Genomic DNA, 22,219 nt, shown 5'->3' on the forward strand with positions numbered 1-22,219 from the left:
TAGGAGACAGGTCCGGAGAGCCGGATGCCGCATTTTTCCGGATGCAGTGACACCAGCGTATCCGCTCGTCCGGCAAGCAGCTCCCCGATACCGTTTGTGAATAAAAATACAACGCAAATATTTTAAGCGTTTTTACCACATAAATTTCGCATAAATAGGGATAATTATCTACCTTTGCGGTGTTTTTATTGGTTGTTAACAGAATCTTGTGGTTCCATCCCTATGCGAAACGCATGGCATTTGGCAATTTCGAGAACACTTTACGGCAGGGGAAACGCCGCCGAGAAAGCAATCAATGCGCATAGAGAAACATCATTTAAAACACTTAATATATGTTTTTTACGTTTATTGTTGTCGTTATTCTAACGGCTGTTGTATTGGTAACGGCGGCTATCTGCATAGCCAAGCTTTTAGCTCCCCGTTCATTCAACCCGCAGAAAGGCGAACCTTATGAATGTGGTATTCCCACCCGAGGACAATCATGGATTCAGTTCAAGGCGGGCTACTACCTCTTTGCCATTCTGTTTCTGATGTTCGACATCGAAACCGTATTCCTCTTTCCGTGGGCTGCTGTAGCCCAGAAGGCGGGACTCGTTGCGGTGGCGAGCGTTACAGTATTTCTTGTAATCTTAGTGCTGGGCTTGGCTTACGCCTGGCGGAAAGGAGCGTTGGAATGGAAGTAAAGAAACTTGCCCCGATACGCTCCATGAAGTATGAGGAGTTCAAAAACAACGACTACCTGGAGAGCCTGGTAAAGCAGCTCAACGATGAGGGTGCCGGAGTGATTCTTACCACAGTAGACAGGCTGATCAACTGGGGACGGAGCAACTCGGTGTGGGGACTGCTGCTCGGAACGAGCTGCTGCGCCATCGAGTTCATGGCTCTGGGCGCCGGACGCTATGACATGGCCCGCTTCGGATTCGAAGTGACCCGAAACTCTCCGCGCCAGGCCGACGTGCTCATCGTGATGGGAACCATCACCTACCGCACAGCGCCGGTGATGAAGCGTCTGTACGATCAGATGGCCGACCCGAAATACGTGGTGGCTGTGGGCGGATGCACCATCTCCGGAGGCCCGTTCATCAAATCCTACAACGTAGTGAACGGCATCGATAAGGTGATCCCCGTGGATGTGTTCATTCCGGGCTGTCCGCCGCGCCCCGAAGCATTCTTCTACGGACTTATGCAGCTGCAGCGGAAGATGAAGGTGGAACGCTTCCTGGGAGGAGTAAACCACAAGCAACCGAAAGAAGAGGCGGAAAAAGCAAACGCCGCCAACAAGGAAGGAGGTGACGAATGAAACGTGACGATGTATTGAAAACAATAAAAGGGGCTGAGGAATGTCCGGGAAACGCCGGAGTCATCAAAGTTCCCCTGGAAGTATTCCACCAGACCGCGGAAGCGCTGAGAAACGACCCGCAGAGTCCGATGGACTTTTTGCGTGACATTGTGGGCATGGACTGGGGAGAAGAAGGTCTGGGTGCCGTGTATTTCATGGAATCAACCGCCACGGGCGAACAGATTGCGCTGCGCACGGCTACAGCCGACCGCGAAACGCCGCTGCTGCCCACCGTGAGCGACTTATGGAAAACCGCACTGATAAAAGAACGCGAGGTGTACGACTTCTTCGGCATCCGCTTTACGGGACATCCCGACATGCGCCGCCTGTTCCTGCGCGAGGACTGGATCGGATGGCCGCTCCGCAAGGACTACGACATGAACTCGAATCCGCTGCGTCTGGACAACGAAATCAACGCTGACTTTACAAAAGAATACCGCCTGCGCAAGGACGGCACGCTGGAAGGCATCGACCACCGCATCTTCGGCGAAAACGATTTTGTGGTGAACATGGGCCCGCAGCACCCGTCAACACACGGCGCGCTCCGCATGCGTATCGGACTTGACGGTGAGGTGATCACCAAGGTCGACCCCGTGCTGGGATACATCCACCGCGGCATCGAAAAGATGAACGAAAGCCTCACTTATCCGCAGACGCTGGGCATGACCGACCGTCTGGACTATCTGAGCGCACACCAGAGCCGCCACGCGCTGTGTATGTGTATCGAAAAGGCAGCCGGAATCGAGGTTTCGGAACGTGTGAAGTATATCCGTACCATCATGGACGAGCTGCAACGTATCGACTCGCACCTGCTGTTCTACTCGTGCCTGGTGCTGGATATGGGTGCCATGACTCCGTTCTTCTACGGATTCCGCGAAAGGGAAATGATCCTCGACATCTTCGAAGAAACTACCGGCGGACGTCTGATACAGCACTACAACCTTATCGGCGGCGTGCAGGATGACATTCATCCCACTTTCTGCCAGAAGGTGAAGGAATTCATCGCCCACCTGAAGAAAGTGCTTCCCGACTATCACCGTATCTTTACCGGAAACGTCATCGCCGACACCCGTCTGAAGGGCGTGGGCATCCTGTCGAAGGAAGATGCCATCTCTCTGGGATGCACCGGAGGTACGGGACGTGCCGCAGGATGGAAGAACGATGTGCGCAAGCGTATGCCTTACGGCGTATATGACAAGGTAGACTTCAAGGAAATCACCTACGACACCTGCGACTCGTTCGCACGCTACATGGTCCGTATGGACGAAATCGTTGAGTCGTGCCGCATCATCGAACAGCTCATCGACAACATTCCGGAAGGCGAATACCGCGTGAAGACGAAACCGATCATCAAGCTGCCCGAAGGCATATGGACCTCGGCCGTAGAAGCGAGCCGCGGAGAATTCGGCGTGATGATCGAAAGCCGAGGCGACAAGACACCGTACCGCATGCACTTCCGCTCGACGGGACTGCCGCTGGTACAGACCATGGACACGCTCTGCCGCGGATGGAAGTTTGCCGACCTCATCGCCATCGGCGCATCGGTCGACTTCGTGATTCCGGATATCGACAGATAAGTGAAGAATGAAGAATTTAGAACGAAGAATTTAGAATAACTGAAAACCTATGAACGATTATTATAACCTGGAGTCGCTTACCTCTGCCATCCACACCGCCCTGTGCGGCGTGATGCCCGAGTGGGCGGCCCTCACGATTGAAGGCATCATTGTGGGCGTGATCATCATCCTGCTCTATGCTGCTCTGGCCGTGGTCATGATCTACATGGAACGCAAGGTGTGCGCCGCATTCCAATGCCGCCTTGGTCCGAACCGCGTAGGCGGAAAAGGCGGTCTGCTGCAGGTGCCGGCCGACGTGCTGAAGATGCTCATCAAGGAAATCTTTACTCCGGCACATGTGGACAAATTCCTTTATGCGCTGGCACCCTACCTCGTGATCCTTGCCTCGATATTCACGTTCTCATGCCTGCCATGGCATAACGGAGGACTCATCCTGCACATGAATATCGGTATCTTCTTCGTGCTGGCGGCTTCGTCAATCGGCGTGCTGGGCATCCTGCTCGCCGGATGGAGCAGCGACAGCAAGTATACGCTGATGGGTGCCATGCGTAGCGGCGCCATGATCATCAGCTACGAACTTTCCATCGGAATCTCCGTACTCACCATGGTAGTGATGGCCGGAACGATGGACATCCACGAAATAGTAATGGGCCAGGCGGACGGCTGGAACCTTTTCAAGGGACACATTCCGGCTATTCTGGCATTCGTCATCTACCTGATTGCCGGCAACGCCGAAGCCAACCGCGGCCCGTTTGACCTTGCCGAAGCCGAACAGGAACTTACCGCCGGCTACCACACCGAATATTCGGGCATGCATTTCGGCTTCTTCTATCTGGCCGAATACATGAACCTCTTCATCACTGCCGGTATCGCCGTAACGCTCTTCCTGGGCGGATGGATGCCGCTGCACATTCCCGGACTCGACGGATTCAACGCTGTGATGGACTACATTCCCGGAATCGTATGGTTCCTCGGAAAAACGTTTGTCATCATCTTCCTGCTGATGTGGATCCGCTGGACCTATCCTCGTCTGCGTATCGACCAGATCCTGACGCTGGAATGGAAATACCTGATGCCGTCGTCGCTGGTAGTGCTCGTGCTCATGACATTCTGCACGCTGATGGGATGGACTTTTTAAGTTGTGAAACGCTAAAATGAACAATAAGATGAGTAGTTTGAAAGAATACTTGGAAGGTTATGCCGGCGGCGTGAAAAGCCTGCTGACAGGTATGGGCACTTCGATGAAGGTGTTCTGCCAGAAAAAGATTACTGAGCAGTACCCCGAAAACCGCCATACCACGCTCCACATTCCCGAACGCCACCGCGCACTCCTCACCCTGCCTGCCGACGAGGAAGGCAACCACAAGTGCATCGCGTGCGGCCTCTGCCAGATGAACTGCCCGAACGGCACCATCAAGCTCACTACGGAAATGCGCGAAACCGAAGAGGGAAAGAAAAAGAAGGTACTGGTGAAGTACGAGTACAACCTGGGCTCCTGCATGTTCTGCATGCTTTGCGTGAACGTCTGCCCGCACGACGCGATCAAGTTTACGAACGATTTCGAGAACGCCGTGTTCGAAAAGGACAAACTTGTGCTGACACTCAACAAAAAATAACGGAGGGCTTTCTTCCATAATATAAGACTATAACAATATGAGTATATCACTTCAAGAAATAGTGTTCTACGTCGTAGCAGCGTGCATCACCGTATTCTCGGTGATGGCCGTAACGACCGGACGGCTTCTGAGAGCAGCCACCTACCTGCTGTTCGTGCTTTTCGGCACAGCAGCAATCTACGGAATCCTGGGATACACCTTCCTGGGTGCCGTACAGTTGATGGTTTATGCCGGAGGTATCGTCGTGCTCTACGTGTTCTCTATCATGCTTACCCGCTCGAACAAAGACATGAAATACCCCGTCAGCTGTGCCAAGCTGCTCAGTGTGCTGGCATCGGTCATCGTAGGCGCGGGCCTCATGCTCTTCCTGATAATGACAAACGGCTTCGCGCTGAATGTAATCCCGCAGGGCGACGAACTTCCCGTAGAGAAAATCGGAATGGCACTGATGGGCATGGACAAGTATCAGTTCCTGCTGCCTTTCGAGGCTGTGAGTGTACTGCTGCTGGCCTGCATGATCGGCGCGATACTGATTGCGAGAAAAGAAAAATAAACGACTGTCCGCCCGCAGCCGGCTTAACGGCAGAATGGCGGAATACAAAAATTTAAAATTTTAAGAAATGGAAATACATGTCGTACACTATCTGGTTGTCAGTACAGTGATGCTGTTCTGCGGAGTCTACGGATTCTTCACGCGCAAGAACCTGCTGGCCATCCTCATCTCGGTGGAACTGATGCTCAATGCGGCAAACATCAATTTCGCGGTGTTCAACCGCTACCTCTTTCCCGACCAGCTCGAAGGACATTTCTTCAGCATGTTCGGCATTGCGGTAGCAGCTGCCGAAACGGCGGTGGCCATCGCAATCATCATCAATGTCTACCGTAACATGAAGCAGATCCTTACAGATGACATCACAGACCTGAAAGGATAGTGAACTTTAAAAACAATTCAAACTGAATAATTTTATGGAATATACAATTCTGATACTCGCGTTGCCGATGCTCAGCTTTCTGCTGCTCGGGCTTGCAGGCATGAAGATGCCGCACAAGGTGGCCGGTACCATCGGCACGATCTCGCTGGGCATCGTGACTGTACTGAGCTATCTGACAGCTTTCCGCTACTTCACGGCTCCGCGCACGGCTGACGGCACATTCGAAACGCTTATGCCGTGGAACTTCGAGTGGTTGCCGTTTACGGAATCGCTCCACATTGACATGGGCATCCTGCTCGACCCGATCTCGGTAATGATGCTCGTGGTTATCTCGACCGTGTCACTCATGGTGCACATCTACTCTTTCGGCTACATGAAGGGAGAGGTTGGCTTCCAGCGTTACTACGCTTTCCTGTCGCTCTTTTCCATGTCTATGCTGGGACTGGTGGTTGCCACCAACATCTTCCAGATGTATGTGTTCTGGGAACTGGTGGGTGTTTCTTCTTACCTGCTCATCGGATTCTACTATACCAAGCCTGAAGCCATTGCAGCCAGCAAGAAAGCATTCATCGTAACCCGCTTCGCCGACCTGGGATTCCTGATCGGTATCCTCATCTATGGCTACTACATGCAGACATTCGAGTTCGATCCTGCACAGGAACGTCTGATGCAGGCCGGAATGGTGCTGCCGCTGGCTCTGGGGCTGATGTTTGTCGGCGGTGCCGGCAAGAGTGCCATGTTCCCGCTGCACATCTGGCTTCCCGACGCGATGGAAGGCCCGACTCCGGTTTCGGCTCTCATCCATGCGGCTACCATGGTCGTTGCCGGTGTATATCTGGTTGCCCGCATGTTCCCGCTGTTCATCGGCTTTGCACCTGAAACGCTCCACATCGTTGCCTACGTCGGCGCATTCACCGCATTCTATGCTGCCAGCGTTGCCTGCGCACAGAGCGACATCAAACGCGTGCTTGCCTTCTCGACCATCTCTCAGATCGGTTTCATGATGGTGGCGCTGGGCGTCTGCACCTCTATGGACCCGCACGAAGGTGGCCTGGGATACATGGCCGGCATGTTCCACCTGTTCACCCACGCCATGTTCAAGGCATTGCTCTTCCTGGGAGCCGGATGTATTATCCATGCCGTACACAGCAACGAGATGTCAACCATGGGAGGCCTGCGCAAATACATGCCTATCACGCACATCACATTCCTGATCGCGTGTCTGGCCATTGCCGGTATTCCCCCGTTCTCAGGCTTCTTCTCTAAAGATGAAATTCTGGCAGCCTGCTTCCAGTTCAGCCCGGCTATGGGCTGGATCATGACCGTTATCGCGGGCATGACCGCATTCTATATGTTCCGCCTGTATTATGGCATCTTCTGGGGTACGGAAAACAAGGAACTGCACGAACACCACACGCCGCATGAAAGCCCGCTGAGCATGACATTCCCGCTGATGTTCCTGGCACTCATCACAATCGTATGCGGATGGATACAGCCGTTCGGACACTTCGTTTCGTCTAACGGGCACGCATACGACATCCACCTCGACATGAACGTGGCCGTGACCAGCGTTGTTGTGGCTCTCGTAGCCATTGCACTGGCAACATGGATGTATGCGCGCGACAGACAGCCGGTGGCAGACATGCTGGCAAAACGCTTTGCAACCCTTCACCGCGCAGCCTACAAGCGTTTCTACATGGACGAAGTATGGATGTTCGTGACGAAGAAGATCATCTTCCGCTGCATTTCCACACCGCTGGCATGGTTTGACCGCCACGCTATCGACCAGTTCATGAACTTCATGGCCTGGTGTACAAATGCTGCCGGAGGAACTATCCAGCCGTTGCAGAACGGTAAGATCCAGACATATACTCAGTGGTTCTTCGGAGGTATCATTGTACTGGTGATAATACTTTTGCTCAGTTAATGTCCGGCTATAAACAATGAATAACGGAAGACGGTTCATTGCCGCCGGCAACGATTAACTGTTAACTATCAACTATTAATTCAAGAAAAGATGAATATATTAAGTCTATTTGTACTGATACCTCTGCTGATGCTGCTGGGACTTTGGATTGCCCGCAATGTCAGTCAGGTAAAGGCAGTGATGGTGGTCGGCTCCTCCGCCCTGATGGTGCTTGCTACATGGCTTACCGTCACTTATATCGGCATGCGCCAAGGCGGAGCCACCGAAGAAATGCTGTTCACCGACAGCATCATGTGGTATGCTCCGCTCCACATCTGCTATTCGGTGGGTGTTGACGGCATATCTGTGGTGATGCTGCTCCTGAGCGCCATCATTGTATTTACCGGAACTTTTGCATCCTGGAAGCTGAAACCGCTCACCAAGGAATATTTCCTGTGGTTCACGCTGCTGAGCACGGGAGTATTCGGTTTCTTCATTTCAACCGACCTGTTTACCATGTTCATGTTCTACGAAGTTGCGCTCATCCCGATGTACTTGCTGATCGGCGTATGGGGAAGCGGACGCAAAGAATATGCAGCCATGAAGCTGACTCTGATGCTGATGGGAGGTTCTGCTTTCCTGCTGATCGGCATCCTGGGCATCTACTACGGTGCGGGCGGTGAAACAATGAACATCCTCGAAATCGTAAAGCAAAAGATTCCTACTGAAATCCAGCAGATTTTCTTCCCGCTGACATTCCTGGGATTCGGCGTGCTGGGAGCCTTGTTCCCCTTCCATACATGGAGCCCCGACGGTCATGCTTCAGCGCCGACAGCCGTGAGTATGCTCCATGCCGGCGTACTGATGAAACTGGGAGGTTACGGATGCTTCCGTGTAGCCATGTATCTGATGCCGACAGGCGCAGCCATGTGGGGTGACTTCTTCCTGATTCTGACCACTATCTCGGTTGTCTACGGAGCGTTCAGTGCTGTCGTACAGACTGACCTGAAATACATCAATGCGTATTCTTCGGTAAGCCACTGCGGCCTCGTGCTCTTTGCCCTGCTGATGATGACGCGCGTAAGCGCCACCGGTGCCATTCTGCAGATGTTGAGCCACGGACTTATGACGGCCCTCTTCTTTGCCCTCATCGGTATGATCTACGGCCGCACGCACACCCGTGACATCCGTCAGCTGAGCGGCCTGATGAAAATTATGCCGTTCCTTTCTGTAGGCTATGTGATTGCCGGTCTTGCCAATCTGGGTCTGCCGGGTCTGAGCGGCTTCATCGCCGAAATGACTGTATTCACCGGCTCATTCCAGGTGAACGACGTGTTCCACCGCGCTTGCACCGTAATCGCTACCATGAGTATCGTAATCACTGCCGTATATATCTTGCGCGTTGTAGGCAAAATCCTCTACGGAACCTGCCAGAACCCGGAACATCTGAAACTGACAGACGCAACGTGGGACGAACGTCTTGCCGTGATCTGCCTGATCGCAGCTGTAGCCGGACTGGGACTCGCACCCTGGTGGGCAAGCGATGTAATCAGCGGCAGCGTAGAACCGATTATCAGCCAACTGATGAGATAAAAGATCAAACTATTAACTATAAATATTCATTCATATCATGAACGGATTCTTATCAATGCAGGCCGAACTGGGAATGGTGGCAGCGATTATCATCATGCTGCTGGCAGACCTCATCCTGAAACGGCCTAACCACAAGCCGTTGCAGGCGCTGGCCGTCGTCCTGACACTCGCGCTGACAGTGCTCTGTCTGACCGAGCCCGCAGGAGAGGCCTTCGGAGGAATGTATGCAAACACCTCCATCGCATCGGCTGTAAAAGCGATATTAACCGCAGGAACCCTGCTGGTGTTTACACTTGCCGGACGCTGGCTTGAACGCGAAGATACCAGCCACAAGGCCGGCGAATTCTATACGCTCACGCTCAGCACGCTTTTCGGAATGTACCTCATGGTCAGCTCCGGAAGCTTCCTGACATTCTATATCGGTCTGGAGACAGCCAGCATCCCGATGGCCTGCCTCGTGGCACTCGACAAATGGCGCCACCACAGCGCAGAGGCCGGAGCGAAGTTCGTGCTCAGCTCGATGTTTTCTTCCGCACTGATGCTTTATGGCGTGTCAATGATTTACGGAACGAGCGGAACCGCTTACTTTACTGATGCGGCAGCTATGCTGACAGGCACTCCGCTGCAAATTGCGGCCATGGTGTTCTTCTTTGCCGGACTGGGATTCAAGATCAGCCTTGTGCCGTTCCACGCATGGACTCCCGATACTTATCAAGGAGCGCCGACACCGGTTACCGGATACCTTTCAGTGGTATCCAAAGGTGCTGCAGCCTTTGCGCTGACAGCCATCATGATGAAGGTTTTCGCACAGATGGTAGAAAACTGGAGCCTGATGCTGGGCATTGTCATCGTAGTCACAATCACCGTAGCTAACCTCTTTGCCGTATTGCAAAAAGACATGAAACGATTCATGGCTTACAGTAGTATCTCTCAAGCCGGTTATCTGGTGCTTGGCACATTGGCCGACAGCGGACAAGGTATCGCCTCGCTGGTTTATTACCTGGCAGTCTATGTGGTTGCAAACCTGGCAATATTCGGCATCATCGGCATCGTTGAACAGCAGACCGGACGTACCGACCGCGACGCTTACAACGGATTCTACCGCACAAACCCGCACCTGACCTTCATTATGACGCTGGCACTGTTCTCTTTGGGAGGTATCCCTCCGTTCGCCGGCTTCTTCTCGAAGTTCTTCGTGTTTGCTTCGGCATTCCATGCAGGACACTGGCTCGTCGTATTCCTGGCTTTGGTGAACACAATCATTTCGCTCTACTACTATCTGCTGGTAGTAAAAGCGATGTTCATCACTCCGACAGAATCTCCGGCACCGGCATTCCGTTCGCCGGCTCTGGCACGTACAGGACTGATCATTTGCCTTGCCGGCATTCTGGTTCTGGGTATATGCAGCGGAGTTTACGACTGGCTGACCGGTTTGTCAATGCAATAAACAGTTCAGACAAAGCCCAAGGGGAGGCTTATTGATGACAAAAGCTTCCCCAACCTCTTACTTTAGAGGAATTTCCATAAAAAAGGAAGCGGAACCGCGCAGCACATTGTGCGGTTCCGCTTCCTTTTTATGCTTTACCTGATAACAAGACGCAACGCCCTGCCGAAAAAGGGCCGGATAGGTCTTATAACAACGGAAGGAGCGATTCAAGAGTCATACTATGCGAACCTTTCAAAAGAATCAAGAAACCTTCCGGCCTGGTCTTCCGAAACAATTCGCCCACTGCTGCAGCGTCCGGATAGTTTTCTACCGGAATATCCCCAGCAGACAAAGCAGAAGCAAACTCCGGCCCCACAACAATCAGCCGGTCGAGCCCCAAACCGGAGGCAAGCTCAAGAATACGGCGATGGTCACGGCCGGACGCCTCGCCAAGCTCTTTCATATCTCCCAAAACCGCCATCTTATGCGGTGCCTCCATCCGGGCAAAATTACACAAAGCCGCTTCCATGCTCGTGGGATTGGCATTGTAAGCATCCGCTACCACACGGTTACGCTCCGTTTTGACCAGACGTGAACGGCCCTGTATGGGAACATAGCTTTCGATGCCTGCACAAATATCTTCCGGAGAAACTCCAAAACGGACTCCCACAGCGCAGGCCGCAAGCACATTCGGGAGGTTATAGGCCCCAACCAAGCAAGTATGCACTTTATACAATGCGTCCGGACAATTGCAGTCCCGCCATGCAAAAGAAAAACAAGGGTCTGACGATGCAGATTCCATGCTCTCTCCCCAAATGCGGACGTTTCCGGAAGTGCCGTATGCAACAGCATCCAGACCAGCAGCCATCATGCAAAGACGTGAGTCGTCAGCATTCAGAAAGATTTGCGAACCCTTACGCGACCGAAGAAAATCGTACAGTTCTCCTTTCGTGCGGGCTACCCCTTCGATTGAACCGAAACCTTGCAGATGGGCTTCTCCCACATTGGTGATGATCCCGAAATCCGGTTCCGCCACCTCCACCAGGCGACGGATATCCCCCGGATGGCTTGCCCCCATTTCAACGATTCCGACTTCATGCTCAGGACGAAGGCGAAGCAGAGTAAGCGGCACACCGATATCATTGTTCAGATTACCCTCTGTGGCCAATACACGGAAATGCCGAGAAAGAACCGCACGCAGCAATTCTTTCGTCGTTGTTTTCCCGTTCGTGCCGGTAACTCCAATTAGGCGGGTGCCCAATTTCCTGCGATGCTCGCGAGCCAGCAGCCTCAACGCTTCCAGCCCGTCATCCACCAACAAGTAACGGGCAGAATCATCCGAAGGAATAACCCCTGGATCATCCACCACCGCATAGCTGCATCCGCCCTCCAATGCCTTGCCGGCAAAAAGATTCCCGTCGAAACTCTCTCCTTTCAAAGCTACAAACATAGCTCCCGGAACTGGACGGCGGCTGTCGGTCACCACGCCTCCCGGACAAGAAAGGAATACACGGTATAATGCGCCGACATCCGTCATCTTAATCCTCCTTTCCGCTACGTTGGAATTCGTCTATCAGGCTTTCGTCTTCAAAATAATCAATTCTCATCGCACGGCGCACATCGGCCATTGTCGCGGCAGCTACCTCTCGGGCCTGTTCACAGCCTTTGCGCAATATTTCGTATACCGAAGGAATATCTTTCTCATACTCGCTGCGACGCTTGCGGATCGGCTCGAGCGTTTCCTGCATCACGGCAGCCAAGAACTTCTTCACCTTCATGTCGCCCAGACCGCCGCGCTTGTAATGCGCCTTCAATTCATCCAGCGAAGGATAATCGGGCAGATAACGCTCAAAATGTTCGGGACGGCAGAAGGCATCGAGATAAGTAAACACAGTATTGCCCTCTATCTTGCCGGGATCGCTCACACGAAGATGTCCCGGATCAGTATACATTGACTTCACCTTGCGTTCCACCTCATCAGCGCTGTCCGACAAATAGATGCAGTTGCCCAACGACTTGCTCATCTTCGCCTTTCCATCTGTTCCCGGAAGACGCAGGCAGGCCGAATTGTCAGGCAGCATAATTTCCGGCTCCACCAATGTATTCCCATAGATGTAGTTGAAGCGGCGGACTATTTCGCGGCACTGCTCAATCATCGGTTCCTGATCTTCGCCGGCAGGCACATGAGTAGCACGGAAGGCAGCGATATCGGCAGCCTGGCTCACAGGATAGGTGAAGAACCCGGCGGGAATCCCCTCGCCAAAACCGCGCATGCCAATCTCTGTCTTTACCGTAGGATTGCGCTGCAGACGCGCCACGCTTACCAGATCTAGGAAATAGAACGACAGTTCGCACAGTTCCGGAATCTGGCTCTGGATAAAGAGTGTAGTACGCGAAGGGTCCAATCCCACAGAAAGATAGTCAAGCGCCACTTCCATCACATTGGAACGCACCTTGGCAGGATTATCTATATTGTCAGTAAGAGCCTGACCGTCGGCTTCAAACACAAAAATACGGTCGTACAGACCGCTGTCCTGAAGCTCTACCCGACGGCGAAGCGAGCCTACATAATGACCGATATGCAGTTTTCCGGTCGGACGGTCGCCCGTCAGAATAATCTTTTGCTTTTTCATTTTTCCTGTTGTAAATTTATTTTTAAATGCAGCAAAGATAACCAAATACTTTGTTTTCTTCAAAATAAATTCTTTTCTTTGCATATAATCCTTTGATTATCCAACCATAAAACTACGATACACGCATGAAAAAACAACTTAAGAAAGTCCTGGTACTCGGCTCCGGAGCCTTGAAAATAGGCCAGGCAGGAGAATTTGACTATTCAGGCTCACAGGCGCTGAAGGCTCTCCGGGAAGAGGGGATACGCTCCGTACTGATCAATCCGAACATTGCGACAATCCAAACATCCGAAGGCATTGCCGATCGGGTATACTTCCAGCCCGTAACACCTTATTTTGTAACAGAAATAATCAAAAAGGAACGTCCGGACGGCATACTGCTGGCTTTCGGCGGACAGACCGCGCTGAACTGCGGAACCGAACTTTACCGGAACGGAATCTTGAAAGAATATGGCGTGGAAGTGCTCGGCACATCGGTAGAAGCCATCATGAATACAGAAGACCGCGACCTCTTTGTAAAGAAGCTGAAAGAAGTAGACCTGAAAACCCCCGTCAGCCAGGCCGTATGCAACATGCAGGAAGCGCTTGAAGCTGCACGCAAAATAGGATACCCCGTAATGATCCGTTCGGCCTATGCCTTAGGAGGACTCGGCAGCGGAATCTGTCCGGACGAAGAGAAATTCATCGAACTGGCGGAGAGCGCCTTCACCTTCTCGCCCCAGATACTGGTGGAAGAATCCTTGAAAGGCTGGAAAGAAATCGAATTTGAAGTGATACGAGATGCCAACGACCACTGCTTTACCGTAGCGAGCATGGAGAACTTTGATCCGCTGGGCATCCATACGGGCGAATCCATTGTCGTAGCTCCTACCTGCTCGCTTACAGAAAACGAAGTGGAGCAACTGCAGACACTGTCAAGACAGTGCATCCGGCATCTGAACATTGTAGGCGAATGCAACATTCAGTACGCATTCAACTCTGACACAAACGACTATCGCATCATCGAGGTAAATGCCCGACTCAGCCGTTCGTCGGCACTGGCCTCAAAAGCGACAGGCTATCCGCTGGCTTTTGTAGCCGCAAAAATCGCACTCGGATATACGCTGGACGAAATCGGAGAAATGGGAACGCCCAACTCGGCATACGTGGCTCCCTCGCTCGACTACATTATCTGCAAGATTCCCCGCTGGGACCTGAACAAATTTGCCGGAGTTTCACACCGTATCGGATCGAGCATGAAGTCTGTAGGCGAAATCATGTCGATCGGACGCACGTTTGAAGAAATCATCCAAAAAGGCCTCCGCATGATCGGACAAGGGATGCATGGATTTGTGGGCAACGACCACACAAGATTCACGAACCTTGACGACGAACTGGAACATCCTACCGATCTGCGCATTTTTGCAATCGCCCAGGCATTGGAAGAAGGATACACAATCGAGCGCATCTACGAACTGACAAGAATTGACCCGTGGTTCATCGGCAAGTTGAAAAATATTGTAGACTTCAAGAATAAACTGCTTGCATACAATACGTTGGAAGAACTTACCCCCGAAATCGTGCGCGAAGCGAAAATTCTGGGATTCTCCGACTTCCAGATTGCCCGGTTCGTGCTGAAACCAAAGTCGGGAAACATGGAGAAAGAAAACCTGGCCGTCCGCGAATACCGCAAGAAGCTGGGCATACTGCCGGCCGTGAAACGCATCAACACGGTGGCATCCGAACATCCGGAACTGACCAACTACCTGTACATGACGTACTCCGTGGAGGGATACGACGTGAACTACTACAAGAATGAGAAATCGGTTGTCGTGCTTGGATCGGGCGCTTACCGTATCGGGTCATCGGTTGAATTTGACTGGTGCTCGGTAAATGCCATACAGACCGCACGACATCTGGGATACAAGTCAATTATGATCAACTATAACCCGGAAACGGTATCTACAGACTATGACATGTGCGACCGCCTGTATTTCGACGAACTCTCGTTTGAACGCGTGCTCGACGTCATCGACCTGGAACAGCCGCGCGGAGTCATCGTTTCCGTAGGAGGACAGATTCCGAACAATCTGGCGATGAAACTCTACCGCCAGTCGGTTCCCGTACTCGGGACATCGCCCATATCAATAGACCGTGCGGAAAACCGCAACAAGTTCTCCGCCATGCTCGACCAGTTGGGCATCGACCAGCCGGCATGGCAAGAACTGACCAGCCTTGATGACGTAAAGGATTTTGTCGGCAAAGTTGGCTATCCCGTACTGGTACGCCCGTCGTATGTGCTGAGCGGTGCGGCCATGAATGTATGCTACGATGAAGAAGAGCTGACCCGCTTCCTTCAGATGGCAAGCGAAGTGTCGAAAGAATACCCTGTCGTAGTTTCACAATTCATGCAAAACACCAAGGAAATAGAGTTTGACGCCGTAGCGCAGAACGGAGAGATTGTGGAGTATGCCATATCCGAACACATTGAATATGCAGGCGTACACTCAGGCGATGCCACGCTGGTATTCCCGGCACAGCACATCTACTTCTCCACTGCACGCCAGATCAAGAGGATAAGCCGGCAGATAGCCAAAGAGCTGAATATCTCCGGACCGTTCAACATCCAGTATCTTGCACGCAAAAACGAAGTAAAGGTTATCGAGTGCAACCTTCGCGCATCACGCAGCTTCCCGTTTGTATCGAAAGTGCTGAAGCGCAACTTCATCGAAACAGCCACACGCATCATGCTCGACGCTCCCTACTCACGTCCCGACAAGTCGGAATTCGACATCGACTGGATTGGAGTAAAGGCATCGCAGTTCTCGTTCGCCCGCCTGCAAAACGCCGACCCGGTATTGGGAGTAGACATGTCATCGACAGGCGAAGTTGGCTGTCTGGGCGATGACTTCAACGAGGCCTTGCTGAATGCCATGATTGCCACCGGCTACAAGATTCCGCAACAGAGCGTACTGCTGTCATCGGGCGCGACCAAATCGAAGGTAGACCTGCTCGATGCAAGCCAGATGCTCAGCAAGAAAGGTTACAAGATCTATGCGACGGCAGGCACGGCGACTTTCCTGAATGCGCATGGCGTACCGACCACTCCGGTATTCTGGCCCGACGAACGTCCGAACGCTGAAAACAACGTAATGAAGATGATTGCCGGACATAAGTTCGACCTGATCGTAAACATCCCGAAAAATCACTCGAAACGGGAACTCACCAACGGATACCGTATCCGCCGCGGAGCCATCGACCACAACATTCCGCTGATTACAAACGCACGCCTGGCAAAAGCCTTCATCGAAGCGTTCTGCGAAACGAAACTGGAAGATATCCGGATAAAAAGCTGGCAGGAATACAAATAAGGAAATGCCATACATTGCAAGGAAATCCGCCCTCAGACCAAAGGCGGATTTCTAGCATTCTGAGGGTGTGCCGAAACAGATTTTGGCTATCAAAAAGCAAGGGAACGAGGTGAAACCTCTCGCACGCATCAATTCCTTCGCTTTGCTTTGGATGACCAAATGAAAGTTGATTTGTGCTTCGACACACCCTCCTTTGTCGCAAGATGCATATGCCTCAATATTTCTTCAGACATCTAACATCTTTACTTCAAGGCATTCTCTATCGCATCCATCAGCTTCCGGAACTCGTCCTTCGAGTATCCCACGGAAGAATATACCAGCTTTCCGTCTTTGCCAAACAAGTAGGCGCGCGGAATGGTCTGGTCTGCGAAAAGGGAATAAACCTTGCGCCCCGGATCGGCATACAAGGGGAAACTGAACTTCTTCCGTTCATTGTATTTCTTAAGCTCCGCTTCCGTATGTTCCCGGCCGACCACCAGCAACTTGAAATCCGGATTGTCCTTATAGGCTGGCCACAAGGATTTCTGCACTTCGGCCAGTTCCAGCTGACAAGGTCCGCACCAGGTGGCAAACAGACTGACCAGCACCACTTTTCCTTTCAAGCTTTCGGGAGTGACATCACCATAGCTCTCCGATTTCAACGTTATGGAGGGCATATCATCGCCCAACTTTACTTTATCTGCATCCGCCTCCTGCGCCAGGACATTTCCGGCAAACAGAAAGAATCCGCAAAACAATAATGCAAAAAACTTCTTCATCTTCTCTGTTGTTTTATATGAAACGGCACAAAGTTATCCGAAAACGCAGAAATATCCTGCAGGAGGCTTATCTTTGTAAACAGTTTTAACATTAAAAGAAATTCCGGATATGATGACATTCATTTCGTGCGCCAAGACGATGACCGCACGCAGCAAAATACACACGCCCGGCACGTCCGTGCCCCGCTTTGAGAAAGAGGCGGAAGCCAACGCGCTGCACATGGCGCAGTTTTCGCCCGAACAGCTCGGGAAACTGCTGCGCGTCAATCCCAAACTGGCAGCGGAAAACTGCCTGCGCTACCACAACTTCTTCTCCGAAGACAACCGCCCGCTTCCGGCTCTGACTTCTTATACGGGAATCGTATTCAAGCGCATCAGCCCAACGGATTTCTCGGAAGAAGACTTTCTTTTCGCGCAGAACCACCTGCTCATCACATCGTTTCTCTACGGACTGCTGCGCCCTTTGGACGGTATCAAGAACTACCGGCTTGAAGGGGACGTGAAACTGGCAGAAACAGGATACCTGACGATGTTCGACTACTGGAAGCCGCTGCTCACCGATTATTTTATCGGCGAAATCAAAAAGCAGGGAGGCATACTGGTCAATCTGGCCAGCGGAGAAATGAAAGAGCTTTTCGACTGGAATAGGGTATGCCGCGAAGTGCAGGTCATCACACCCGAGTTCTATGTCATGAAAAACCGGAAACCCTCTACCGTCGTTGTCTATACCAAGATGTGCAGGGGAGAAATGACAAGATATATCCTGAAAAACCGGATCGAAAGCCCCGAAGCACTGAAAGGGTTTGAATGGGAAGGATTCTCGTTTGACGAAAGCCTCAGCACTCCGCACAGCCCCGTCTTCACGCTGATGTAACAGCTGCTTCAACAATGTAACATCTCCGCCAATATTGACAAGGAAACGAAACACAGACGTAAAAGCCTATTCACCCCGATGATATAACGCTGTAACCTCGCTGCCCGATCTTTGCCGTCGGAAAAAACAAAGCATCGACTACAGCAATGAAGAGGTTAAGGAATTGGATCAGCGCAGCCGCATTCATGACACTGGCTGCCGTACAAGTTTTTGGGGCTGAAGAAACGGAAATAAACATCAGGGGGCGGATAAAAGACCAGAAATCAAAGGAACCGCTGATTGGAGCAACCGTCCAGATTGTGGGAAGCAACATCGCGACCGTCACAGACATCGACGGAAACTTCCAGCTGTCAGGGATAGAAGACGGAATCTATGACATAGAAATCAAATACGTAGGATACAAGACAGCCGTCAAACGGCAGGTAAAGATTGAGGACAACAAGATTACCACACTCGACTTCGAGATGGTTACCGACGACCAGATCCTCTCGGACGTAGTGGTAGTGGCCAAGGCAAACCGCGAATCGGAAAACGTGACGCTGCTCGAACAGAAACGTTCGGTGGTGGCTGTTCAGGCTGTCGGAGCCCAGGAACTTTCGCGCAAAGGGGTCAGCGACGCGCAGGGAGCCGTCACCAAAATATCCGGAATCTCACAGCAGGACGGCGTGAAAAACGTATTCGTCCGCGGTCTGGGCGACAGATACAACATCACCACCCTGAACCGCTTTCCGATACCCTCGGAAGACCCGGAATACAAAAACATCGCGCTCGACTTCTTCACGACAGACATCATCCAGTCGGTAGAGGTTAACAAGGCGTTCTACAGCAACACGCTTGCTGATGTGGCCGGGGCAAACATCAACATCACATCTAAAGAGCTTACAGGCGAAGGAAAGCTGAACGTCAGCCTGTCGGGAGGACTGAACACACAGACTGTTTCTTCCGACTTTCTGAAAATGGACGGAGTGAACGCATTCGGATTCGCCGGCAAAACCCAGCCGGGAGAAAACTTCGACGGATACAGTTTCAGCAACTCGCTCGACCCGAGCAGACAGAACCTGCAGATCAACCAAAGCTATGCCATCTCAGGCGGGAAAAAGTTCCGCATTAACGGCAACCCGCTCTCGTTCTACCTGGTGGCAAGCCACAACAGAAACTATACGCACTACGACGAAGAAGTGCGCAACACCACGACAACCGGAACCTTGTCGCAAGACATGAACGGAAACATCTCGCAAGTGGAAACAAACCAGCTTGCCATGGCCAATCTGGAATACAGCCACGACAACAGACACAGAATCGCATACAACTTCATGATGGTGCATGCCGCCAAAGAATCGGTGGGCGAATACCTTGGAATGGACAACGACTATCAGTCGTCTGACACATACGAAGGCTTCATGCGCCGCCAGCAGGCAAACGACAACCTGCTGTTCGTGAACCAGTTGAACAGCAAATGGGAACTGAACAAGAAGTTCGACCTGAATGCCGGACTCTCCTACAACACGATCAAGGGAAGCGAGCCCGACCGGCGCATCAACAACCTTTCGAAGACGGACAGAGGCTATGTTCCGATGAGAGGCACCGGCGTGCAGCAGCGCTATTTCTCGGAACTGAACGAAAAGGACCTGAACATCCGCATGTCGCTCGTCTATAAGATAGCCGACCGCTTCGAACAGAACTCCAACGTGCAGATCGGCTACATGGGGCGCATCATCGATGACGGATTTGAAGCCGCAGAGTACGACATGTCAGCCGTAAGCCAGTCAGTGTTCGACATCAGCGACGTGCGCTTTGACGACTATTACAACCAGACAAACTATCTTGCCAACAACTTCCTGCTGGACTATAACCTTGACGAATACAGCGTAAAGAAGAATATCCATTCGGCTTACGCGGAAGCTACCTACCAGCTGACCTCCGGCTTCATCGCCAACATCGGACTGAAATATGACGATGTATACATGAAAGTAGACTATAACGTAAACCGCGGAGGAAGCAAGGGAGAGCAGAAAATAGACAAGTCGTATTTCCTGCCGAGCCTAAACCTGCGCTACAACATCAACGACAGCCATACCCTGCGGCTCGCCGCAAGCAAGACCTACACCCTGCCGCAGTCGAAGGAAATATCTCCTTACCGCTACATCAGCGTAAGCTTCAAAAGCCAGGGTAATCCCGACTTGAAACCATCGGACAACTACAACATCGACCTGAAATGGGACTGGTATCTGTCGCCTTCGGAACTGTTTTCGATAACCGGATTCTACAAATACATCAAGCGCCCGATCTCGCGTATCGAGGTGGCCAGTGCCGGAGGCTTCCTCTCCTATCAGAACATAGCGGACCATGCGACAGCTGCCGGCATAGAAGCAGAACTGAAGAAAGACCTGTTCGCACGCCAGCTCCCGGACAACGGCCTCAGCAAACTGAGCCTCGGAGTGAACGGAGCCTACACCTATACCCGCGCAAAGGTGCCGCAGGCAACCGACCCGACCGGCTCACAGCTTGAAGGAGCGGCGCCCTGGATCGTCAACGCCGACCTGAGCTACCTGTTCCGTAAGGGCACGAAATCCCTGAGCACGGCACTTGTGTTCAACTATTTCAGCGACAGAATCTACACGATCGGAACGCAGGGCTATCAGGACATCGTTGAAAACGGAATCCCGACACTCGACTTCGTGGCCTCCACCCAGTTAGGAAAGTACTTTTCGATAAGCATAAAGGCACGAAACCTGCTCAACTCCACCCACCAGCTTACCCGCAAAGGAAACGCCGACAACAAAGAGGTTGTGCTGAGCAAATACAAGAGAGGAATGGACTTCAGCATCGGGCTGAGCTGTAACTTCTGATTATGACAAACAACTATTTACTAACTATTTTCTAACCAATTTTTATCAACATGAGAAAGCTATTTTTAAGCGCAATGGCACTCACGGCCATCGTATGCGGAATGAGTTTTACATCTTGCAGTGATGACGAAAATGCAACTGATCCGAATCCGGACGGCAATAACCCGCCCACCACTGAAGAAGCTGAAAACCTGCCCGGAGAAATCAGAGAAGACCTGACGCTCGACGCAAACAAGCAGTACTACATCAACGGAACCGTACACGTGAACGAAGGAGCCACCCTCACCATCCCTGCCGGAATGACCATCAGAGCAAGAGAAGGATTTTCAAGCTATATACTGGTTGAACGCGGAGGAAGAATCGTTGCGGAAGGAACTGCCGACGCTCCCATCACATTCACCGCTGATGACGAAACACAGGCAGAACCCGGATACTGGGGCGGACTGATTCTGAACGGAAAGGCACGGATTTCACACGCTACGGGAGAAAACGGAGAAGAGCCTGTGATAGAAGGCTCTACGGAAGTTGACACCAACTATCTCTACGGAGGAGAGGATGATACCGATAACTCCGGCGTTCTGACCTACGTCAAGCTGCTTTACACGGGCGCACGCTCAAGCGCAGACATCGAGCACAACGGCCTGACACTGAACGCCGTGGGAAGCGGAACAAAAATAGAGAACATCTATGTGGCTGAAGGCGCAGACGATGCTATCGAGTTCTTCGGAGGTTCTGTAAACGTCAGCAACCTGCTGGCTATAAACTGCGATGACGACATGTTCGACTTCACCCAGGGATATACCGGAACATTGTCCAACTGCTACGGAAGATGGGAAAGTGCATTCACCAGCACGGAAGAAGACCCGCGCGGCGTGGAAGCTGACGGAAACCTGGACGGAAACGGTCCCGACCACATTCAGCAGTCTGACTTCACGATTGAAAACATGACCATCGAAACGCTTTCTTCCACACAGTCAATGCAGGATGCCATCAAGATCCGCCGCGGAGCTACGGCAACCATCACAAACGCACTGGTGAAAGGTTCAGGAGCGATCGAAAACCTTGTAGACCTGACTGACTCCAAGAGCAACGCCGACAGCGCAACATCCATCCAGGTAACCAAGGAAGCTACCAATGTGGAGGCAGACCAGAACAGCTCGAACACCGGAAACGGAACCGTAACCATCGAAGACGGACACACCGGATGCCCCACCAACATCTTCGGATGGACAGGCTACACACTTTAACTTGTTTTTTCCCTTAATCTAACTTTCATTCATCTCCGGTTGCCGCGAATCATCTTCCGGCAGGCCGGAGATTTTTATTTCTCCGCCCGATAAAGGCCAATCCGTTTCTTTTTGCTACA

The 22,219-nt window shown here is 52.0% G+C and carries 17 protein-coding genes; 14 read left to right on the forward strand and 3 right to left on the reverse strand.

Annotation, left to right across the window (positions count from 1 at the left end):
• Window positions 1–332: 332 nt before the first annotated feature.
• The 10 genes from NW212_RS12850 to NW212_RS12895 all read left to right on the forward strand — a co-directional run bounded on the left by NW212_RS12850 (window position 333) and on the right by NW212_RS12895 (window position 10,410).
• Entirely contained in the window at window positions 333–683 is a 351-nt protein-coding gene (locus tag NW212_RS12850; RefSeq protein ID WP_258339039.1) for an NADH-quinone oxidoreductase subunit A, read from the forward strand.
• Window positions 674–1,300, forward strand: a complete 627-nt coding sequence (locus tag NW212_RS12855) for an NADH-quinone oxidoreductase subunit B (RefSeq protein ID WP_258339040.1) — start codon at window positions 674–676, stop codon at window positions 1,298–1,300. Before NW212_RS12850 ends, NW212_RS12855 begins: the two co-directional genes overlap by 10 nt.
• Window positions 1,297–2,916, forward strand: a complete 1,620-nt coding sequence (locus NW212_RS12860; protein WP_258339041.1) for an NADH-quinone oxidoreductase subunit C — start codon at window positions 1,297–1,299, stop codon at window positions 2,914–2,916. The genes NW212_RS12855 and NW212_RS12860 overlap by 4 nt, the downstream gene beginning before the upstream one ends.
• A 49-nt stretch (window positions 2,917–2,965) precedes the next feature.
• Window positions 2,966–4,054 carry an NADH-quinone oxidoreductase subunit NuoH gene (nuoH, locus tag NW212_RS12865; RefSeq protein WP_258339042.1) on the forward strand — a complete coding sequence of 363 codons (1,089 nt, stop codon included), beginning with the start codon at window positions 2,966–2,968 and terminating at the stop codon, window positions 4,052–4,054.
• A gap of 28 nt (window positions 4,055–4,082) precedes the next feature.
• Window positions 4,083–4,532, forward strand: a complete 450-nt coding sequence (locus tag NW212_RS12870; RefSeq protein ID WP_258339043.1) for a 4Fe-4S binding protein — start codon at window positions 4,083–4,085, stop codon at window positions 4,530–4,532.
• A 37-nt stretch (window positions 4,533–4,569) separates the two neighbouring features.
• Window positions 4,570–5,085 carry an NADH-quinone oxidoreductase subunit J gene (locus NW212_RS12875; protein ID WP_258339044.1) on the forward strand — a complete coding sequence of 172 codons (516 nt, stop codon included), beginning with the start codon at window positions 4,570–4,572 and terminating at the stop codon, window positions 5,083–5,085.
• A 67-nt stretch (window positions 5,086–5,152) separates the two neighbouring features.
• Window positions 5,153–5,464 carry an NADH-quinone oxidoreductase subunit NuoK gene (gene nuoK, locus NW212_RS12880; RefSeq protein WP_258339045.1) on the forward strand — a complete coding sequence of 104 codons (312 nt, stop codon included), beginning with the start codon at window positions 5,153–5,155 and terminating at the stop codon, window positions 5,462–5,464.
• Between the two features lie 34 nt (window positions 5,465–5,498).
• Entirely contained in the window at window positions 5,499–7,391 is a 1,893-nt protein-coding gene (gene nuoL, locus NW212_RS12885) for an NADH-quinone oxidoreductase subunit L (RefSeq protein ID WP_258339046.1), read from the forward strand.
• 90 nt (window positions 7,392–7,481) lie between these two features.
• Entirely contained in the window at window positions 7,482–8,963 is a 1,482-nt protein-coding gene (locus NW212_RS12890; protein WP_258339047.1) for a NuoM family protein, read from the forward strand.
• A 37-nt stretch (window positions 8,964–9,000) separates the two neighbouring features.
• On the forward strand, window positions 9,001–10,410 hold the full coding sequence (locus NW212_RS12895; RefSeq protein WP_258339048.1) for an NADH-quinone oxidoreductase subunit N: 1,410 nt from the start codon (window positions 9,001–9,003) through the stop codon (window positions 10,408–10,410).
• A 184-nt stretch (window positions 10,411–10,594) separates the two neighbouring features.
• Here NW212_RS12895 and murF read toward each other — a convergent pair whose 3' ends face one another.
• Both murF and trpS read right to left on the reverse strand, forming a co-directional pair.
• On the reverse strand, window positions 10,595–11,926 hold the full coding sequence (gene murF / locus NW212_RS12900; protein ID WP_258339049.1) for a UDP-N-acetylmuramoyl-tripeptide--D-alanyl-D-alanine ligase: 1,332 nt from the start codon (window positions 11,924–11,926) through the stop codon (window positions 10,595–10,597).
• 1 nt (window position 11,927) lies between these two features.
• Entirely contained in the window at window positions 11,928–13,022 is a 1,095-nt protein-coding gene (gene trpS, locus NW212_RS12905; RefSeq protein WP_258339050.1) for a tryptophan--tRNA ligase, read from the reverse strand.
• Window positions 13,023–13,147: 125 nt separating this feature from the next.
• Between trpS and carB the strand changes: the two genes are divergently transcribed.
• On the forward strand, window positions 13,148–16,372 hold the full coding sequence (gene carB / locus NW212_RS12910) for a carbamoyl-phosphate synthase (glutamine-hydrolyzing) large subunit (RefSeq protein ID WP_258339051.1): 3,225 nt from the start codon (window positions 13,148–13,150) through the stop codon (window positions 16,370–16,372).
• Between the two features lie 242 nt (window positions 16,373–16,614).
• Here the strand turns inward: carB and NW212_RS12915 are convergent, their stop codons facing one another.
• Entirely contained in the window at window positions 16,615–17,130 is a 516-nt protein-coding gene (locus tag NW212_RS12915; RefSeq protein WP_258339052.1) for a TlpA disulfide reductase family protein, read from the reverse strand.
• A gap of 109 nt (window positions 17,131–17,239) precedes the next feature.
• Between NW212_RS12915 and yaaA the strand changes: the two genes are divergently transcribed.
• The 3 genes from yaaA to NW212_RS12930 all read left to right on the forward strand — a co-directional run bounded on the left by yaaA (window position 17,240) and on the right by NW212_RS12930 (window position 22,100).
• The gene (gene yaaA, locus NW212_RS12920) at window positions 17,240–18,004 is read left to right on the forward strand and encodes a peroxide stress protein YaaA (RefSeq protein ID WP_258339053.1); all 765 of its coding nucleotides are present in this window, start codon (window positions 17,240–17,242) and stop codon (window positions 18,002–18,004) included.
• A gap of 146 nt (window positions 18,005–18,150) precedes the next feature.
• Window positions 18,151–20,853 (forward strand): TonB-dependent receptor, encoded by a 2,703-nt coding sequence (locus NW212_RS12925; protein ID WP_258339054.1) that lies wholly within the window; start codon window positions 18,151–18,153, stop codon window positions 20,851–20,853.
• A gap of 50 nt (window positions 20,854–20,903) precedes the next feature.
• Window positions 20,904–22,100, forward strand: a complete 1,197-nt coding sequence (locus NW212_RS12930; RefSeq protein WP_258339055.1) for a hypothetical protein — start codon at window positions 20,904–20,906, stop codon at window positions 22,098–22,100.
• Window positions 22,101–22,219 lie beyond the last annotated feature (119 nt).

Source organism: Bacteroides sp. ET225 (genome assembly GCF_024733745.1).
GTDB classification, from domain to species: Bacteria; Bacteroidota; Bacteroidia; order Bacteroidales; family Bacteroidaceae; genus Phocaeicola; species Phocaeicola excrementipullorum.

What these genes read in the sequence shown, in the direction of transcription:
- NW212_RS12850 (WP_258339039.1), top strand. Translation starts at nt 333, where the DNA reads ATGTTTTTTACGTTTATTGTTGTCGTTATTCTAACGGCTGTTGTATTG.
- NW212_RS12855 (WP_258339040.1), top strand. Translation starts at nt 674, where the DNA reads ATGGAAGTAAAGAAACTTGCCCCGATACGCTCCATGAAGTATGAGGAG.
- NW212_RS12860 (WP_258339041.1), top strand. Translation starts at nt 1,297, where the DNA reads ATGAAACGTGACGATGTATTGAAAACAATAAAAGGGGCTGAGGAATGT.
- nuoH (WP_258339042.1), top strand. Translation starts at nt 2,966, where the DNA reads ATGAACGATTATTATAACCTGGAGTCGCTTACCTCTGCCATCCACACC.
- NW212_RS12870 (WP_258339043.1), top strand. Translation starts at nt 4,083, where the DNA reads ATGAGTAGTTTGAAAGAATACTTGGAAGGTTATGCCGGCGGCGTGAAA.
- NW212_RS12875 (WP_258339044.1), top strand. Translation starts at nt 4,570, where the DNA reads ATGAGTATATCACTTCAAGAAATAGTGTTCTACGTCGTAGCAGCGTGC.
- nuoK (WP_258339045.1), top strand. Translation starts at nt 5,153, where the DNA reads ATGGAAATACATGTCGTACACTATCTGGTTGTCAGTACAGTGATGCTG.
- nuoL (WP_258339046.1), top strand. Translation starts at nt 5,499, where the DNA reads ATGGAATATACAATTCTGATACTCGCGTTGCCGATGCTCAGCTTTCTG.
- NW212_RS12890 (WP_258339047.1), top strand. Translation starts at nt 7,482, where the DNA reads ATGAATATATTAAGTCTATTTGTACTGATACCTCTGCTGATGCTGCTG.
- NW212_RS12895 (WP_258339048.1), top strand. Translation starts at nt 9,001, where the DNA reads ATGAACGGATTCTTATCAATGCAGGCCGAACTGGGAATGGTGGCAGCG.
- murF (WP_258339049.1), bottom strand. Translation starts at nt 11,926, where the DNA reads ATGACGGATGTCGGCGCATTATACCGTGTATTCCTTTCTTGTCCGGGA.
- trpS (WP_258339050.1), bottom strand. Translation starts at nt 13,022, where the DNA reads ATGAAAAAGCAAAAGATTATTCTGACGGGCGACCGTCCGACCGGAAAA.
- carB (WP_258339051.1), top strand. Translation starts at nt 13,148, where the DNA reads ATGAAAAAACAACTTAAGAAAGTCCTGGTACTCGGCTCCGGAGCCTTG.
- NW212_RS12915 (WP_258339052.1), bottom strand. Translation starts at nt 17,130, where the DNA reads ATGAAGAAGTTTTTTGCATTATTGTTTTGCGGATTCTTTCTGTTTGCC.
- yaaA (WP_258339053.1), top strand. Translation starts at nt 17,240, where the DNA reads ATGATGACATTCATTTCGTGCGCCAAGACGATGACCGCACGCAGCAAA.
- NW212_RS12925 (WP_258339054.1), top strand. Translation starts at nt 18,151, where the DNA reads ATGAAGAGGTTAAGGAATTGGATCAGCGCAGCCGCATTCATGACACTG.
- NW212_RS12930 (WP_258339055.1), top strand. Translation starts at nt 20,904, where the DNA reads ATGAGAAAGCTATTTTTAAGCGCAATGGCACTCACGGCCATCGTATGC.